Origin of the sequence: Amycolatopsis decaplanina DSM 44594, assembly GCF_000342005.1 — a bacterium.
Lineage (GTDB): Bacteria > Actinomycetota > Actinomycetes > Mycobacteriales > Pseudonocardiaceae > Amycolatopsis > Amycolatopsis decaplanina.
This window is the reverse complement of sequence record NZ_AOHO01000077.1, coordinates 170,522-186,263: the sequence shown is the minus strand read 5'-3', so window position 1 is coordinate 186,263 and position 15,742 is coordinate 170,522. Positions and strand designations below refer to the sequence as shown.

Sequence of the window (15,742 nt, the reverse complement as noted above, 5' to 3'; positions counted from 1 at the left end):
TCTGATGCCCTAGCGGCGAAGAGGGACCAGGTCGTCCGCGTGGACGACCTCGCGCCGCTGTTCCGCGGGGAGGTCGTGGCTGGAGCGGCCGATGAGGTCGGGTAGTTCGCCCGCGTCGAAGGCCACGACCCCGCGCGCCACGGTTCGCTGCCGAAGGTCGACCAGGTCGACGACGTCGCCCGCCTGGAAGTCACCGTCGACGCCGGTGATCCCGGCGGCCAGCAGTGAGCGCCGGCGGCGGACGACGGCCGCGACCGCGCCGTCGTCGAGGTGCAGTTTCCCGGACGCACCCGCGGCGTAGCCCAGCCAGAACCGGCGGGCCGACAGCCGGGAGTCCGCGGCGGCGAACGCGGTGCCGACCTCGGCGGTAGTGAGAGCGCGTGCGGCCTCTGAAGCGGCGGCGAGCAGGACCGGGATCCCCGCGCCGGCGGCGGTGCGGGCCGCGGCGAGCTTCGAGACCATGCCACCGGTGCCGAGCCCGGAACTCGACATGCCGACGGTGATTCCGTCCACATCGGACTCTCCGGCGACCTCGGCGATCTTGCGGGTCGCGCCATCACGGGGATCCCCGTCGTACAGACCGTCCACATCGGACAACAGGACGAGCGCGTCGGCGCCGATCAGGTGAGCCACCAGCGCGGCCAGCCGGTCGTTGTCGCCGAAGCGGATCTCTTCGGTGGCCACGGTGTCGTTCTCGTTGACCACGGGAACCGCGCCGAGGGCCAGCAGACGGGTGAACGTGTTCTGCGCGTTGCGGTAGTGCGCCCGGCGCACGACGTCGTCCGACGTCAGCAGAACCTGGCCCACGGTCAGGGAAAACCGGCCGAACGACTCGGCGTAGGCATGGGCCAGCGCCAGCTGCCCCACACTGGCCGCGGCCTGCTGGGTGGCGAGATCACGCGGTCGTTTGCCGAGCGAGAGCGGCGCGAGTCCCGCGCCGATCGCGCCCGAGGACACCAGCACGATCTGTGTGCCGCGGGCGACCCGGTCGGCGATCGCGTCCACCAGTGCGTCCAGCCTGGCCACGTCGAGACCGTCGCCGGCGGTGGTCAGTGCGGAGGAACCGACCTTGACGACCACACGCTTCGCGTCGGCGATCGCCACCCGGGTTGAACTCACTCGTCGTCCATCTCGTCTTCGTCTTCGACGCCGTCCGGACCGTCACGACGGATCCGGCGGGCTTCTTTACGTTCGGCGGCACCGATGCGGCTGGTGTTCTCCAGCCGCACGTCCGTGCCCCGGCCCGACAGGTGCACCGCGACCCCGGCCGGGGTCGACGGCTCCCACTCGAACTGGACGTCGCCGATGGTGACGGGGCTGCCGGGTACGGCGCCCTTGCGTGCCAGTACTTCCTCGACGCCCAGCCGGTTGAGCCGGTCGGCGAGGTAACCCACCGCTTCGTCGTTGCCGAAGTTGGTCTGCCGGATCCACCGTTCCGGACGGGAGCCGCGGATGATGAACGCGCCCTCCTCCTCCGGGTCGAGCTCGACGGTGAAACCGGCGTCGTCGACCGCCATCGGCCTGAGCACGACCTTCGCCGGCTCAGGAGCGGGCTGTTCGGAGCGGTACTTCTCCACGACAGCCGCGAGCGCGTAGGTCAGTTCCTTGAGACCCTGCCGCGACGCCGTGGAGATCTCGAACACACTGAGCCCGCGGGCTTCCAGTTCCGGGCGCACGAACTCGGCGAGTTCGGCGGCGTCCGGGATGTCGATCTTGTTGAGCACCACCACGCGTGGCCGGTCGGCGAGGTCGCCGCCGAGGCTCGGGGTGTAGCGGGCGAGTTCTTCTTCGAGGGCGTCGATGTCGGACAGCGGGTCGCGCCCAGGCTCGAAGGTGGCGCAGTCCACGACGTGCACCAGCACCGCGCAGCGCTCGATGTGGCGCAGGAAGTCGAGGCCGAGGCCCTTGCCCTCACTCGCGCCCGGGATCAGTCCCGGCACGTCGGCCATGGTGAACACCGTCGACCCGGCGGTGATCACGCCCAGGTTCGGCACCAGCGTGGTGAACGGGTAGTCGGCGATCTTCGGCTTGGCCGCGGACAGCACCGAGATCAGCGACGACTTGCCCGCGGACGGGAAGCCGAGCAGGCCGACGTCGGCGACCGAACGCAGTTCCAGGACGAGGTCGCGGGTCTCCCCCGGCTCGCCCAGCAGCGCGAACCCGGGTGCCCGGCGGGCCTTCGAGGCCAGCGCCGCGTTCCCGAGGCCGCCGCGGCCGCCCTGCGCGGCGACGAAGGTGGTGCCGGGGCCGACCAGGTCGGCCAGGATCTCGCCGTCTTCGGTCATCACGACGGTGCCGGACGGGACGCGCATCTCCAGCGTCTCCCCCGCCGCACCGGCGCGGTTACCGCCCTGGCCCAGCTTGCCGTTGCCGGCGCGGGCGTGCGGGCGGAAGTGGAAGTCGAGCAAGGTGTGGACGTTCGGGTCGACGATCAGGAGGACGTCGCCACCGTTGCCGCCGTTACCGCCGTCCGGGCCGCCGAGGGGCTTGAACTTCTCGCGGTGCACCGAGGCGCAGCCGTTCCCACCGTCACCGGCGGCCAGATGGATCACCGCGCGGTCCACGAACCGGGACGCCATGACTTGCCTCTATTCACTCGCGAAAAAGGGGATACACAAAACAAACGAGGGGTGGGCCCGGATATTCCGGCCCCACCCCTCGTCAGAGGTTCTAACTCGAAGCCGGAACTCAGGCTTCGGTCGGCACGATGTTGACCGTCTTGCGGCCACGCTTTTCGCCGAACTGGACCGCACCGGCGGCCAGCGCGAACAGCGTGTCGTCGCCGCCACGGCCGACGTTCACGCCGGGGTGGAACTTGGTGCCACGCTGGCGGATCAGGATCTCGCCCGCGTTGACTTCCTGACCGCCGTAGCGCTTGACGCCCAGTCGCTGCGCGTTCGAATCGCGACCGTTGCGGGAGCTGGACGCACCCTTCTTGTGAGCCATGGCTCAATCCTCTTTCTGACGAAGATCCGGAGAAAGTCCTACTTGGAGATGCCGGTGACCTCGACGCGGGTCAGCTTCTGCCGGTGACCCTGGCGCTTGTGGTAGCCGGTCTTGTTCTTGAACTTGTGGATCCGGATCTTCGGACCCTTGGTCTGCTCGACGACCTTGCCGGTGACCGAGACCTTCGCCAGCGCGTCGGCGTCCGTGGTGACGTCGCCACCGTCCACAAAAAGGACTGCGGGGAAGGTGTGCTCGGTACCCGGCTCGCCTTCGAGCTTCTCGACCTCGACGACGTCGCCGACGGCCACCTTGTACTGCTTGCCGCCAGTCTTGACGATCGCGTACGCCGACACGGAAGTCTCCTGCTTACTCGACAACGGGTGGGGGCTTGCGTGACCGGCCCACAGAGAATTCTCGGTGGTCCAGGTGCTGCGCAAGGTGCCCGCTCTAGGTGGCGGGCCGTTCTACAGGTTACGTGGGGCTCCCCGGTGCGATCACACCGGGGTGCCCCTAGGTGTTCACTGGCTCTTTTCCGACGCCTTGACCGGCGGACCGGCCGGCCGCGAGGCCGCCCGTCGCGGACGACGGCGCGTGGTGGAGCGCACGGCCGGGGCCGGGACGTCCACCTCGGGTTCGGTTTCCTCCTGAGCCGCCGGGACGTCGGGCTCGGAAACCTCTTCCGTCACAACAGCCTCAGGAGTCACCGGAATCTCGGGTGCTTCGGGCTCCGGGCCCGACTCCGCGACGACGGCGATCTCTTCTTCCCGCACGGCCGGAGCCTCATCGGCCGAAGTCGTCACCGGTTCACCGGCGAGTTCGGTCGCGGGCGCCTCGGCGACCGGCTCCGGAACCGGCTCCGCCGCCGCCTCGGCCGCCTGCTCGACGGTCGCTTCGGCAACGGGCTCCGAAGACCCTGCAGCCTTCTCAGTCTCCCTCGCCGGCTCAACGGGCTGCTCCGCCGCCTGGGGGGCGTGGCCGTTGAGCGCGACCTCCTCGGCGACCTCGTGCGAGTGCTCACCCTTGGCCGCCTTGGTGGCGTTGGCCACGGCCTGGACCGCCGAAACCACCGACTCGCGCTGACCGGACGCCTGCGGAGCCTCGGCCTTCGCCGCGGCGGGCTCGTTCTGCCCCTGGTCCTCGCCCTTGCCCCGGCCGCGGGACCGGCGGGAGCCCTGCTCCTTGCCGCCACCGCCGCCGCCGTGGTTGTGACCGTTGCCACCGCCACCGGTGCGCTGCGGCTCGGTCGAGACGACCACGCCGCGGCCCTTGCAGTGCTCACACGGCGTCGAGAACGCCTCGAGCAGCCCGGTGCCGATCTTCTTTCGGGTCATCTGCACCAGGCCGAGCGAGGTGACCTCGGCGACCTGGTGGCGGGTGCGGTCGCGGCCGAGGCATTCGGTCAGGCGCCGCAGCACCAGCTCACGGTTGGATTCGAGCACCATGTCGATGAAGTCGATGACGATGATGCCGCCGATGTCCCGGAGCCGGAGCTGGCGGACGATCTCCTCCGCCGACTCCAGGTTGTTCCTGGTCACCGTCTCCTCGAGGTTGCCACCCGATCCGGTGAACTTGCCGGTGTTGACGTCGATGACCGTCATCGCTTCGGTGCGGTCGATGACCAGGTAACCACCCGAGGGCAGCCAGACCTTGCGGTCCAGCGCCTTGGTGATCTGCTCGTCGATCCGATGGTCGGCGAAGGCCGAACCGGTGCCCGTGTACCGCTTGACCCTGTCGGCCAGGTCCGGTGCCACGTGCTGCACGTAGTTGTAGATGGTGTCCCAGGCCTTGTCGCCCTGGATCTCCAGCTTGGCGAAGTCCTCGGTGAACAGGTCGCGCACGACCTTGACCAGCAGGTCCGGCTCTTCGTAGAGCATGACCGGGGCGCTGTTCTTCTTGCCGCCGTTGCCGGCTTCGGCCTTCTCCTTGATGACGTCCCACTGCGCCTTGAGGCGGCGGACGTCACGGTCCAGCTCCTCCTCGCTGATGCCCTCGGACGCGGTGCGGATGATCACACCGGCGTCCTCGGGGACGATGCGCTTGAGGATGTCCTTCAGGCGGCGGCGCTCGTTCTCCGGGAGCTTCCGGGAAATGCCGGTGGCACCGCCCGCGGGCACGTAGACCAGGAAACGGCCCGGCAGCGAGATCTGCGTGGTCAGCCGGGCACCCTTGTGCCCGACCGGGTCCTTGGTGACCTGGACCAGCACGGAGTCGCCGGTGGAGAGCGCCTGCTCGATCTTGCGGGCCTTGCCCTCGAGACCGGCGGCGTCCCAGTCGACCTCACCGGCGTAGAGCACGGCGTTGCGGCCGCGGCCGATGTCGATGAAGGCGGCCTCCATCGACGGCAGCACGTTCTGCACGCGGCCGAGGTACACGTTGCCGACGATCGAGCCGGTGCCCGACGAGGTCACGAAGTGCTCGCACAGGACGCCGTCCTCGAGCACGCCGATCTGCGTGGACTCGCCCTTCTCGGCGACGACCATGGTGCGCTCGACCGACTCGCGGCGGGCGAGGAACTCGGCCTCGGACAGGATCGGCGCACGACGACGACCCGCCTCGCGGCCGTCCCGGCGGCGCTGGCGCTTGGCCTCGAGCCGGGTCGAGCCGCGCACGCTGCGGACCTCGTCCCTGGCGGGACGCTCGGTCTCGGCGGCCTTGCCCTGGCGCACGTGGACGACCGTGTTGGGCGGGTCGTCGCTGGTGGCCTCGGCGTTGTCGTCGTCCCCGCCCTTGCGACGGCGGCGACGACGGCGGCGCTTGCTGCCAGTGTCCGAATCACCGTCATTGTCCGAATCGGACTCGGCGGACGCCTCTTCGGTGGTCTCGGCTCCGGCCTCTTCGGCCTCGGCATCCTTGTCCTTCGCACGCTGCTGACGGCCGCGCGGGGCCTCGGAGGACTGCTCGTCTTCGTTCTCGGACTCGGCCGAGTTCTCGTCGCCGCCCTTGCCCCGGCCGCGACCACGACGTCCGCGACGACGGCGGCGACGGCCGTTGGCGTCGTCACCGTCATCGTCGGTGCCGTGGCCCTCGGCCTGCTCGGTCTGCGTCTCGTCCTCGTCGGAAACGGTCTCTTCGGTCGGGGTGAAGGCAGGCTCCGGCTTGCGGGCCGGCTTCGCCGCGACGGGCTCCGGCGGCAGGAACACCGGCGACGGCGCGGCGAACACCGGGACGTGCACGGCGGCCTTCGCGGGCCTGGTCGTCGGCTGCGGCGGCTCCGGGGTCACCGGGGCGGCCAGCGCGGGCGGAACACGCCGCGAAGGGGCCTCCGCCTGGGGAGCGGGCTCCGGCTCGGCTTCGGGCTTCGCCTCGGCCTTGACCTCGGGAGCCGCCGGCGTCTCGGCGACGGGCGCCTCGGCGACAGGGGCCGCCTCGGCGGTCTCGGGCTCGTCTCCGCCGGCGAGGGCTTCGGCGAGCTTGATGGCCACATCGCGGGTGACGCTGGACTGCGCGCTGCGGACGGTCTCGCCGAGCTCACCGAGCTTGGCCATCAGTTCACGGCTGTTGGATCCCAGCAGCTTCGCCAAGGCGTGCACCCGGATCCGGGGAGGCAGCTCGGCCAGCTGGCCTGCGATGGGTGTGGCGGTATTCCCGCCGGTGACGGCGGGTGTGTCCGCGTTCGACATATATCTCCTCCGCCCCCGGGCGCGTCGGCTGGCTCACACCGGCTCGACGCGGCCGCGCAGGGGCCCCTTTCTGTTCGTTCCGCCGTGGTGGTCACCAGCAGCGGGAATCCTTGCCCTGCACCGCGACGGCGCCGGGGTTGTCCGGGCGCCGCATACGGCTGAAGGTCTGCTCGGCGGAGCGCTGGCCACGTTCGCGACATCGGGCCGCCCGCCACGTCGTCGAGCCGCATGCAGCGGCGACGCGTGTGGAGGATGTGCAGCACACCACCGGGCCACGAGACCGCGAGCGCCACCTCTCACGTGTGCCCGTCGGCCAGCGGCCACCGCGAGTATCCCACACCCCGGCCCCACTCCGGTGTACTCGGTGCCACAGACCTGGCTCGCGGGCGCGCCGCGGCCACCGGCCGAGCGAACTTCGCGTGAGAGCTTGTCGACCCGGCCGAGGGTGGCTAGCGTGCCGCTCGGGGGTACCGAAGTCCAGCCCAGCCCAGACAGCGGTGCCCCCGATGTCCTCTGTTCTCCGGTGGGAGGTCCGGTGTCCCTGCTGGGGCGATCCCTGCGAGCGGCCGTGTGCGCCTTGGTGGTGTTCTGCGGCTCGGTCGCCGCCGTCGCGACGGCCGAGGCAGAGCCCTCGTGTCATCCCCAGGGACGGGCGCTGCGTTACGTCGTCGCCTTCGACAGGGACACTTCCGAGGCCGAGGCCAGGGCGGCCGTCGCCGGCGGCTGCGGCAGCACGACGATCTACTATCCGCAGATCGCGGTGGCCGTGGCGACCTCGGCCGACCGGGACTTCGCCGAACTGGTCCGGCCGGCCGCCGCGTTCAGCGCGCAGGCGGAACGGCTGGCGATGCAGCGGGCCAACGACACGTCACCCGCCAGGTCCGCGCCCGCCCGCGCCGAACTCGAACCGACGGATCCGGCGAAGGTGCCGTCCGCCGACCGTACCGGCGAGCAGTGGGACATGCGCGCGATCGGCGCCGACAAGGCCCGCGTGATCGAGCCGGGCAGCCGGGACGTCGTCGTCGGCGTCCTCGACTCCGGCGTCGACTCCACTCACCCCGAATTGGCGAGCGCCCTCGACCCCGGCAAGTCCGCGGGCTGCCTGACCGGCGCGCCGGACCGGAACTGGACCGCGACGACGTCGGTGCACGGCACCCATGTCGCGGGGATCATCGCCGCGGCCGACGACGGCAAAGGCGTCAGCGGGGTGGCGCCCGGCGTGCGGATCGCCTCGGTGAAGGTGATCGACGACCGCGGGTACGCCGACCCCGAAGCCGCCGTCTGCGGGCTGATGTGGGCCGCTTCACAGGGCATGGCGGTGACGAACAGCAGCTACTTCGTCGATCCGTGGTCGCTCTCGTGCGCCCACAACGACAAACGGGGCGTGGTGAACGAGGTCATGGCCCGCGCCGTCGAGTACGCGACCTCGGCAGGCACCCTCAACATCGCGGCCGCGACCAACGAGGCCGCCGGGCTGGTGCCGTCACCGCGCTCGGGTACCCGGCCCCAGTCCGATGGCTGCCAGGCGCTGCCCGCCGGCCTGCGTGACGTCGTCGCGGTGTCGTCGGTGAGCGAGGAGCGGGTCAAGGCCGGCTACAGCTCGTACGGGCTGGGCGTGATCGACGTGACCGCTCCCGGCGGCGAGGCCGGGCGGTGCGTGCTTTCGACCGTTCCCGGCGGGTACGCGCCGCTGTGCGGGACGTCGATGGCGGCGCCGCACGTCGCCGGTGTCGCGGCGTTGCTCGCTTCGAAGCACCCCGGCTACAGCGCCCGCCAGCTGAGGCGGACGCTGGACGCCCAGGCCACCCCGATCGCGTGTCCCGCCGACTACGACCTGACCGGTGACGGCTCTCAGGACGCGTACTGCACCGGGTACGCGGGGTTCAACGGCTTCTACGGGCACGGGATGGTCGACGCGCTGGCCGCGGTGGCGCCCCGGCGGACAGGCTCGAACCCGGCGCGGTGACCCTTCCCCTCAAGCAGGTGACCACTCGCGCGATGAGGGTCAGCGCAGCAGGAGCTTGCCGAACCGCTTCGAGGACGCGTAGATCCCGACCGCCGCCAGCGCCAGCAGGTACGCCACGTTGCCGACCATGCCCCACGACAGCACGCCGACCGAGAGGCCGCGCATCAGCTCGATCCCGTGGTACAGCGGGAAGATCTGCACGATCCATTGGATCGCCCCCGGGTAGACCGAAAGCGGGTAGAACGTCGTGGAGAACAGGAACAGCGGCATCAGCACGAGGTTGATGTAGTCGAACTGCGACACCGACCGCAGGAAGGTCACCAGCACGATGCCGATGGCCGAGAACGCCATCGCGATCAGCAGCGCCGCCGGGATCATCAGCAGGGCCCACCACGACCCGGGCAGCCCCATCACGGTCATCACGCCGAGGAAGGTCGCCGAGTAGATCCCGCCGCGCAGCACCGACCACCCGACCTCGCCGAGCGCGATGTCCAGCGGCCCGATCGGGGTGGCGAGCATGGCGTCGTACAGCTTGGCGTACTTCAGCTTGAAGAACAGGTTGTACGTCGAGTCGAGGATCGCGCCGTTCATCGCCGACGCCGCCAGCAGGCCGGGCGCGACGAAGGCGACGTAGCTCATCGCCTGGCCGCCGGGCCCGACGACCTCGCCGACGAGCTTGCCGAAACCGAGCTGGAAGGCCATCAGGTAGAACAGCGGCTCGAAGACGCCGGACACGAACAGCATCCAGGCGTGCGAATACGTCAGGAAGGTCCGCTCCAGCACCGCCGTCGACCGGCCGCTGTACAACGCGGACGGCAGGACGCGCAGCAGCACCCCACGCCTCGGCTTTCCACGTCGCAGCGCTTCGGTGAGGACTGCCATCAGACCACCAGCCGTCGGTAGAAGTACTTGTGCGCCAGCGCCCAGCCCACGCCGGCCAGCACGACCAGGAAGGCGAGGTGGCCCAGCGTGGCGAGCGGCCCGACGGTGCCGAGGCTGACCGCCCTGGCGGCCTCGTTGCCGTGCCACAGCGGGGAAAACCAGGCGATCCACCTCAGCGGGGCCGGCAGTTCGGCGATCGGGAAGAACGTGCCGGAGAACAACGTCATCGGGATCAGGATGAACCGGAACACCAGACCGAACCGGGTGCCCTCGTCGTAGGTGGTCGCGGCCAGCGCCATCACCGGGGTGCCGCACGCGATGCCGGTGAGCGTCCCGATCAGGACGACGGCGGGCACGCCGAAGCTCGTCCAGGATCCGAAAAGCGCCGCGATGACCGCGTAGATCGTGCCCGCCAGGGTCAGCCGCAGGCTCACCCACATGATCTGGCTGCCGAGCACCTGCCCCGGCGTGATCGGGGTGGCGGTGACGGCGATGTAGTCCTGCTGCCACTTGAAACCCGACAGCACCGGGTAGCTGGACTCGCCCACCGCCAGCTGTGCCGCGCCGGCCACGAGCAGCGCGGGGGCGACGTACTCCAGGTACGAGAACCCGCCCGTGGCCGCGCCCGCCTGGACCTGCGAGCCGAACCCGAGCCCCATCGCGGCCAGGAACAGCACCGGCTGCAGGCCCGTCGAATACAGAGTGGACACCCAGTACCGGCGGTACCACATCCAATGACCCTCGACCCGCAGCCAGGCTCCCGCCCAGCGCGAGACCACGCGGCCCGTCGACGCCTTCGTCTGCGCTGTGGTCATCAGTCGACCAGCGTCCGGCCGGTGAGGCGGAGGAAGACGTCCTCCAGCGAACTTCGGCGGACCAGGCTCGACAGAGGACGCAGCCCGCGCGCGTGCGCCTGCTCGAGGGTGGCCTCGCCGGTCATCGTGTAGAGCAGGACACGGTCCGGCAGCACCTCGACGCGTTCGGCGAGGCCTTCGATCTGCTTCGCGGCCGCCTCCTGCTCACCGTTCGGGAAGCGCAACTCCACGACCTCGCGGGTGGAGTACCGGCTGATCAGGTCCGCGGGCGAACCTTCGGCGGCGATCCGGCCGCCGTCCATCACGACCAGCCTGTCGCAGAGCTGTTCCGCTTCGTCCATGTAGTGCGTGGTGATGATCAGCGTGGTCCCGCCGGCCTTGAGCCGGAACAGCCTGTCCCACAACAGGTGACGGGCCTGCGGATCCAGCCCCGTGGTCGGCTCGTCGAGCAGGAGCAGCTCCGGGTCGTTGACCAGGGACCGCGCGATGGTCAGCCGCCGCTTCATCCCGCCGGAGAGCGAATCGACCTCCGCGTTCGCCCGGTCGGTGAGCTGGGCGAACTCCATCAGCTCTTCGGCCTTGCTCCGCACGTGCGCACGGGAGAGCCCGAAATAGCGGCCGTAGATCTGCAGGTTCTGCCGGACGGTGAGCTCGGTGTCGAGGTTGTCCTGCTGCGGCACGACTCCGAGCCGGGCACGGATCTTCGGCCCCTCGATGTCCGGATCCATGCCGAGGACCCGCAGGTCACCGTCGGTGCGCGGGGAGACGCTCGCGATCATCCGCATGGTGGAGGACTTGCCCGCGCCGTTGGGCCCGAGGAAACCGAACGCCTCCCCCGGGCGGACCTCGACGTCGATCCCGCGTACGGCCTCGAAGTCGCCGAAACGCTTGACCAACGCCTTCGCCTGCACCATCGCCGGTTCGTGCTCCGAGTCACCCACGGTAGGCACCCTAGGACCTGCCACCGACAAAATTCGACAGGTTTATCCGAACCCTTGTTGGCCGGTCAACGCTCGTCGATACTCACCGACCATGAGCCTCAAGCCCAGAATCGCTCTTTTGTCCGTTTTTGTCAGCGCCGGGCTCTTGGTGGCGCCCACGGCCCAAGCGGTCGAAAGCACCACGGCCGAGACCACTGTGGACGGCCGGACCGTCGCTCCGCGTCCTTCCACCGCCGAGCTGGCCTTCGAACTGCGCAAACTGGCGGCGCTCAGCCACGGCAAGATCCGGGTGGACAAGATCGGCCGCAGCAACGAGGGCCGCCCGGTGTGGGCGGCCAGGGTCGGCCACGGCAGGACACGGATCCAGTACGTCACCCAGCAGCATGGCGACGAACCGCTCGGCACCCCCGCCGCGCTCGAATTCCTGCGCAAGGTCGGCATCGGGCACAGCCCGTGGGCGCGGAAGCTGCGGTCGAAGGTGACCGTCGACATCGTCGTGCGCGCCAACCCCGACGGGCACGAGCGCGACTGGCGCTACAACCACGACCCGAACGCCACACCCGAGTACGGCGAGAAGGGCAAGGGGTACGACATCAACCGCTACCACGACCCGGCCGTCGCGCCGAAGGACAACCCGGCCACCGAAGCGGGCCTGATCCAGCGGCGGAACGCGTCGTTCAAGCCGGACATCATGGTCGACTACCACATGCAGGGCCGGTACCGCGACGCGAGCGGCAAGGAGATCACCGCTTCGACGCTGTGGCCCACGAACCCGGGCGTGAAACCGTCCGATGTGGACTTCGCGAAGCAGATCGCGGTCGTGGTACAGCGGTCGATCGACGACAACGGCGGCTACGTTTCGCAGTACCCCGGCGGTGACTACCAAGGCATCGCGCGCAACGGGTACGGGCTGCGCGGCAGCGGCAGCGTGCTGATCGAACTGAGCCTCATCCCGGAGAGGGAACAGCAGCAGATCCAGGACGCGCTGGCCTCGATGCTCGCGATCGCGCGGAGCGCGGCCGACGGTTCGGTGCGGAAGGTGGACCCGGCGAAGGCCGACGCGATCCCGCCGCGGGGCCCGGCACTGCCGGGCCTCGTGAGTGGTAGGGACGGTTCTAACCGTCCCTACCACTCACGAGCCATCAGCGGACGGTGACCGACAGACTCCGCGTGACCCCGTTGACGGTGACCGAAAGGCTCGCCACCCCCGGCCGCAACGCGGTCAGCATGCCGGTCGCCGGGTCGAAGGACGCGACGTCCCAGGGCATCGCGGGCAGGAACCCGTCGGCGACATGCGTAGCCCAGCCGCCCTTCCAGTCCGCGCTGACCGGGTACGAAACCGGCACCTGACGCGCTCCCTGCGTCACCACGGCCCGGACGTCCGCCTTCTCCCCACGAGCCAGCGACGTGGGCCCGGACAGCGTCAGCGCGTCGACGTTCGGCCGCGTCTCGAACCGCACCGGCTGCGCCTTGTCTCCCGGTTCGAACCGGACCATCGTCCAGCCGACGAACCCGCCGTCACCGGGGGCCGCCGCCGGCGACTTCCCGGAGTTGCCGTTCACCAGATACGGCACGCCGTCCACCCGCGAGAGGTTGAAAACGCCCGCGTGCGAGGCGATCGCGGCCGCCTGCTTGCCCGATTCGCGTTCGAAGGCGGTCAGCCAGCCGGTCAGCATGGCGGCTTCCTTGCGGTCGGCCAGTTGCGAGTTGCCGGTGGGGCTGGGGTCCTTGACCGGATGGTGCATCGCGACGACAACGCCGCGGATCCGCCTGTCCGCCTTCGCCCCGTCCAGCGCCTCGCGCAGCATCCGGATCTGGTCGAACCCGCCCGCGCGCAGCGAACCGCGCGAGGAGTCCATCAGCACCAGCCGGATTCCGGCGACGTCGGCGACGCGATGGGTCGCCCCGAACGCCGCTTGGAACTCCGCGAGTCCGTGCCCGCCGTCTGCTTCGTGGTTTCCCGGGACGTAGTACCACGGCGCCTTGCCGGCGAGTTCCTCGTCGATGACCGACTTCGCCAGCACGAAATCGGCGGCCGTGCCGCGGTCGACGAAGTCGCCGTTGATCAGCACGAGATCCGGTTTCGCCGCCACCGCTTCGCGCAGCGCACGCCGGGCCTGGGCGACCAGCGGGCCGTTCGGCTGGTCGGCGGTGAACTGCGCGTCGCCGACCACGGCGATCCGCAGTCCGCCGGTCGCGGCGCCGTCGGTGATCAGGGCCGGATCACGCGGTGCCGGGTCGGCGGGGACGGCGGCCGCGGGCGCGACCTCGAAGGTGAGGTCGTCGAAGACCAGCCGTCCTTCGTACTGCTGGTCCGGCACATTCTCGACGGCGTAGAACTTCGTCAGCCGCTGACCGTCGGGGAGCCCGGCCGGGATCGCCGCGCGGACGTAGCGCCAGCCCGTCCAGTCGACGCTCAGCGACAAGTCCACAACGGACGGAACGTTGGCGGCGTCACGGAGTTCCGCCCGCAGCCAGGCGCCCTTCGCGTCGCCGTTGACCCACAGGCCGACGCGCTGGGTGCCGGGAGGCAGCGCGATCGGTGCCGCCGAGTTGACGTAGGCCGCGCGCGTGGCGTTGGTCCCGTCGAGCCGGTAGTCCAGCGCGAGACCACGCCCGCCGTCACGACCGGGTGCCTCGGAAAGCGCGGCGCCGACGACGGCGGGGAAGACACTGGCGGTCCATCCCGCGGGGCCGTCAAGGGGCGCCGCCACGCGGGATTCCGTGCCGACGGAGGCCGCCAGATGCGTCTTCTTCCCGCCGGCGGTGGCGGTGATCGCCGAAGCGCCCGAGGCATTCAGCGCGGTGACCGCGAACCCGTCGCCGGACGGTTCGATCTTCACCACCGCGGGGTCGTAGTCGAGTTTGACGTCGTCGGGCTCGATCCACGTGCCGTAACCGTCGGCGTCGTAGCCGAACACCCTGAACGTGCTCTTCGCGCCTTCGCCGGACAACGCGACCTGTTCGGTGCTCGTGCCCAGGCGGACCGGTGAGCCGAGGACGTTCAGCGTGGTCTTGCCCATGACGCCGCCGTGTTTCGCGTAGACGTCGACGTTCGCGGGCGCGTCCGGCCGGAACCGGTCGGCGTGCGCGGTGAACACGCCACCGGTCACGGTGCCGCGGAAGGGGTTGGTGCTGAGCCACTGGACCTTGGCGTCGACGGCGGCACCGGTCTCGTCGTGGCCGCCGGCGGCGAGTTTCCGCGTCAGCCCGGAAAGCACGCGTGTCGCGTCGGCGGTGTCCTGCGCGGGACGGGGCGAGAATCCGGTCAGGCGTCCGCTTCCCGGCACGGTGGCGACGCCGATCCCGTTGGGCACCAGGCGTTCCCCGCCGTCCGACGGCGAGTTGCGCACCATTGGCGCCTTCTCACCCTCCTCGCGGGCGAGCATGGTCGACGAGCCGCCGCCGTCGAGGTTGAGGGCGTCGTCCGCGCCGAGAGACTTCATGTGACGGGCGAGTTCCAGCTCCGTCATCCCGCGGCTGTCCGCCTGGCGGCCGTCGACCGTCGCCAGCCACATCTTCGTACCGTCGGCCGAGAACCCGACCGCGGTCCGGGGGTGCATGGCGACGTTGTCGACCGGCTGGACCGCGCCGTCGCGCAGCAGGACCTTGTTTCCGCCGACAGAGACGGACAGCTTGCCCGCGTCGCTCTTCGGGGCGTACGCGACACCCACCCTGTCGCCGATCTTCAAGCCGGACAACGTGTCCACGCCACCGTCACGGGCGAGCAGGACCGTCGCACCGGCCGTGATCGGGCCGTCCGCGGGCTGCGGACGCGCCTGCGTGACGATGCCGTCCCGGAGCTCGACCTCGAGAACACGCTGAGCGTTGGCGACCGAGGTCCGCCGCGAGGACGCGCCCCACAGCGGGGTGTAGACGCCGATCGCGTCGCCGCTCAGCACGGGGCTGTTGAAGTTCGACGCGGGCACGACCCGGCCGTCGGGCAGAGTGACCGACGCGTCGAGGAAAACCTCCGCGAGCCGAGCCTTCCCTTCCTCGGTGATCGACGCGGTCAGATTGTGGCCGCGCGCGGGCGCCGCCTGGAGTTTCCCGGCGTCGATGCCGACACCGATCGGCGCGCCGCTGGCGTTGATGTCGAAGAAGTCCCCGTTGACCCCGGCGACCGCACCGGCCCTGGCGACCTGGTGCGAAAGCGGTGTCCGCGCGGAAACCGTGCCAGGGCTGAGATACGTCGGCTTGAGTGTCTTGCTGGTGAGGTCGACGGCGAGGATGTCGCCGCGGATCCAGCCCGCCGGGTCGTACCGGTCGAACTCGGTGAGGCTCAGGCCCGGTGCCACGCGCGAAGTCGCGCTGGTGGTGACGAGACCGTCGTCGGGCGCGGCCACGGCGTACGCGGACGGCCCTTCCTTCGCGGAGGAGGCCGCGGGGGCGGCTTCGACGGGCGCCGGACCGAGCGGGGCGGCCAAGGGATCGGCGTGCGCCGGTGCGGCGACGAACAATCCGGGCAGCAGGGCAGCGAGCAGCAACAGGCGTGAATTTCTCACGAAATACCCCACGATCGAGTGATAGTAAGCTCGACTCAGCACAGCGGACGTGAGCCGCCAGGAGAAG

General features: G+C 70.3%; 11 protein-coding genes. 2 read left to right on the top strand and 9 right to left on the bottom strand.

Annotated elements, in window-relative coordinates:
* Positions 1–9 precede the first annotated feature (9 nt).
* From proB to H074_RS34760, 5 genes are all read right to left on the bottom strand, one after another.
* Positions 10–1,119, bottom strand: a complete 1,110-nt coding sequence (proB, locus tag H074_RS34780) for a glutamate 5-kinase (protein ID WP_039924118.1) — start codon at positions 1,117–1,119, stop codon at positions 10–12.
* Complete coding sequence (obgE, locus tag H074_RS34775) at positions 1,116–2,579, bottom strand: GTPase ObgE (protein ID WP_007034783.1); 1,464 nt, start codon at positions 2,577–2,579, stop codon at positions 1,116–1,118. The genes proB and obgE overlap by 4 nt, the downstream gene beginning before the upstream one ends.
* A 109-nt stretch (positions 2,580–2,688) precedes the next feature.
* Complete coding sequence (gene rpmA / locus H074_RS34770) at positions 2,689–2,946, bottom strand: 50S ribosomal protein L27 (RefSeq protein WP_007034782.1); 258 nt, start codon at positions 2,944–2,946, stop codon at positions 2,689–2,691.
* A gap of 38 nt (positions 2,947–2,984) precedes the next feature.
* On the bottom strand, positions 2,985–3,299 hold the full coding sequence (rplU, locus tag H074_RS34765; protein ID WP_005158538.1) for a 50S ribosomal protein L21: 315 nt from the start codon (positions 3,297–3,299) through the stop codon (positions 2,985–2,987).
* 165 nt (positions 3,300–3,464) lie between these two features.
* A complete protein-coding gene (locus H074_RS34760; protein WP_007034781.1) occupies positions 3,465–6,566 on the bottom strand; it encodes a translation initiation factor IF-2 N-terminal domain-containing protein in 3,102 nt (1,033 codons plus the stop codon).
* A 535-nt stretch (positions 6,567–7,101) separates the two neighbouring features.
* Here H074_RS34760 and H074_RS34755 point away from each other — a divergent pair.
* Positions 7,102–8,532 carry a S8 family peptidase gene (locus H074_RS34755; RefSeq protein ID WP_007034780.1) on the top strand — a complete coding sequence of 477 codons (1,431 nt, stop codon included), beginning with the start codon at positions 7,102–7,104 and terminating at the stop codon, positions 8,530–8,532.
* A 39-nt stretch (positions 8,533–8,571) separates the two neighbouring features.
* On the opposite strand, the gene H074_RS34750 is transcribed toward H074_RS34755, so the two are convergent.
* From H074_RS34750 to H074_RS34740, 3 genes are read right to left on the bottom strand one after another with little or no spacing between them, the layout of a single operon-like run.
* Complete coding sequence (locus H074_RS34750) at positions 8,572–9,414, bottom strand: ABC transporter permease (protein ID WP_039924116.1); 843 nt, start codon at positions 9,412–9,414, stop codon at positions 8,572–8,574.
* The gene (locus tag H074_RS34745) at positions 9,414–10,229 is read right to left on the bottom strand and encodes an ABC transporter permease (RefSeq protein WP_007034778.1); all 816 of its coding nucleotides are present in this window, start codon (positions 10,227–10,229) and stop codon (positions 9,414–9,416) included. Before H074_RS34745 ends, H074_RS34750 begins: the two co-directional genes overlap by 1 nt.
* On the bottom strand, positions 10,229–11,143 hold the full coding sequence (locus H074_RS34740; protein ID WP_051072078.1) for an ABC transporter ATP-binding protein: 915 nt from the start codon (positions 11,141–11,143) through the stop codon (positions 10,229–10,231). The genes H074_RS34745 and H074_RS34740 overlap by 1 nt, the downstream gene beginning before the upstream one ends.
* 118 nt (positions 11,144–11,261) lie before the next feature.
* On the opposite strand from H074_RS34740, the gene H074_RS34735 reads away from it, so the two are divergent.
* Positions 11,262–12,326, top strand: a complete 1,065-nt coding sequence (locus H074_RS34735) for a M14 family zinc carboxypeptidase (protein WP_063705488.1) — start codon at positions 11,262–11,264, stop codon at positions 12,324–12,326.
* Here H074_RS34735 and H074_RS34730 read toward each other — a convergent pair.
* Positions 12,313–15,657 carry a phosphodiester glycosidase family protein gene (locus H074_RS34730; protein WP_007034775.1) on the bottom strand — a complete coding sequence of 1,115 codons (3,345 nt, stop codon included), beginning with the start codon at positions 15,655–15,657 and terminating at the stop codon, positions 12,313–12,315. The two genes, H074_RS34735 and H074_RS34730, sit on opposite strands and share 14 nt — an antisense overlap.
* Between the last annotated feature and the right edge of the window lie 85 nt (positions 15,658–15,742).

Coding starts and splice junctions, on each gene's coding strand:
- obgE (WP_007034783.1), bottom strand. CDS start 2,579: ATGGCGTCCCGGTTCGTGGACCGCGCGGTGATCCATCTGGCCGCCGGT.
- rpmA (WP_007034782.1), bottom strand. CDS start 2,946: ATGGCTCACAAGAAGGGTGCGTCCAGCTCCCGCAACGGTCGCGATTCG.
- H074_RS34760 (WP_007034781.1), bottom strand. CDS start 6,566: ATGTCGAACGCGGACACACCCGCCGTCACCGGCGGGAATACCGCCACA.
- H074_RS34750 (WP_039924116.1), bottom strand. CDS start 9,414: ATGGCAGTCCTCACCGAAGCGCTGCGACGTGGAAAGCCGAGGCGTGGG.
- H074_RS34745 (WP_007034778.1), bottom strand. CDS start 10,229: ATGACCACAGCGCAGACGAAGGCGTCGACGGGCCGCGTGGTCTCGCGC.
- H074_RS34740 (WP_051072078.1), bottom strand. CDS start 11,143: ATGGTGCAGGCGAAGGCGTTGGTCAAGCGTTTCGGCGACTTCGAGGCC.
- H074_RS34735 (WP_063705488.1), top strand. CDS start 11,262: ATGAGCCTCAAGCCCAGAATCGCTCTTTTGTCCGTTTTTGTCAGCGCC.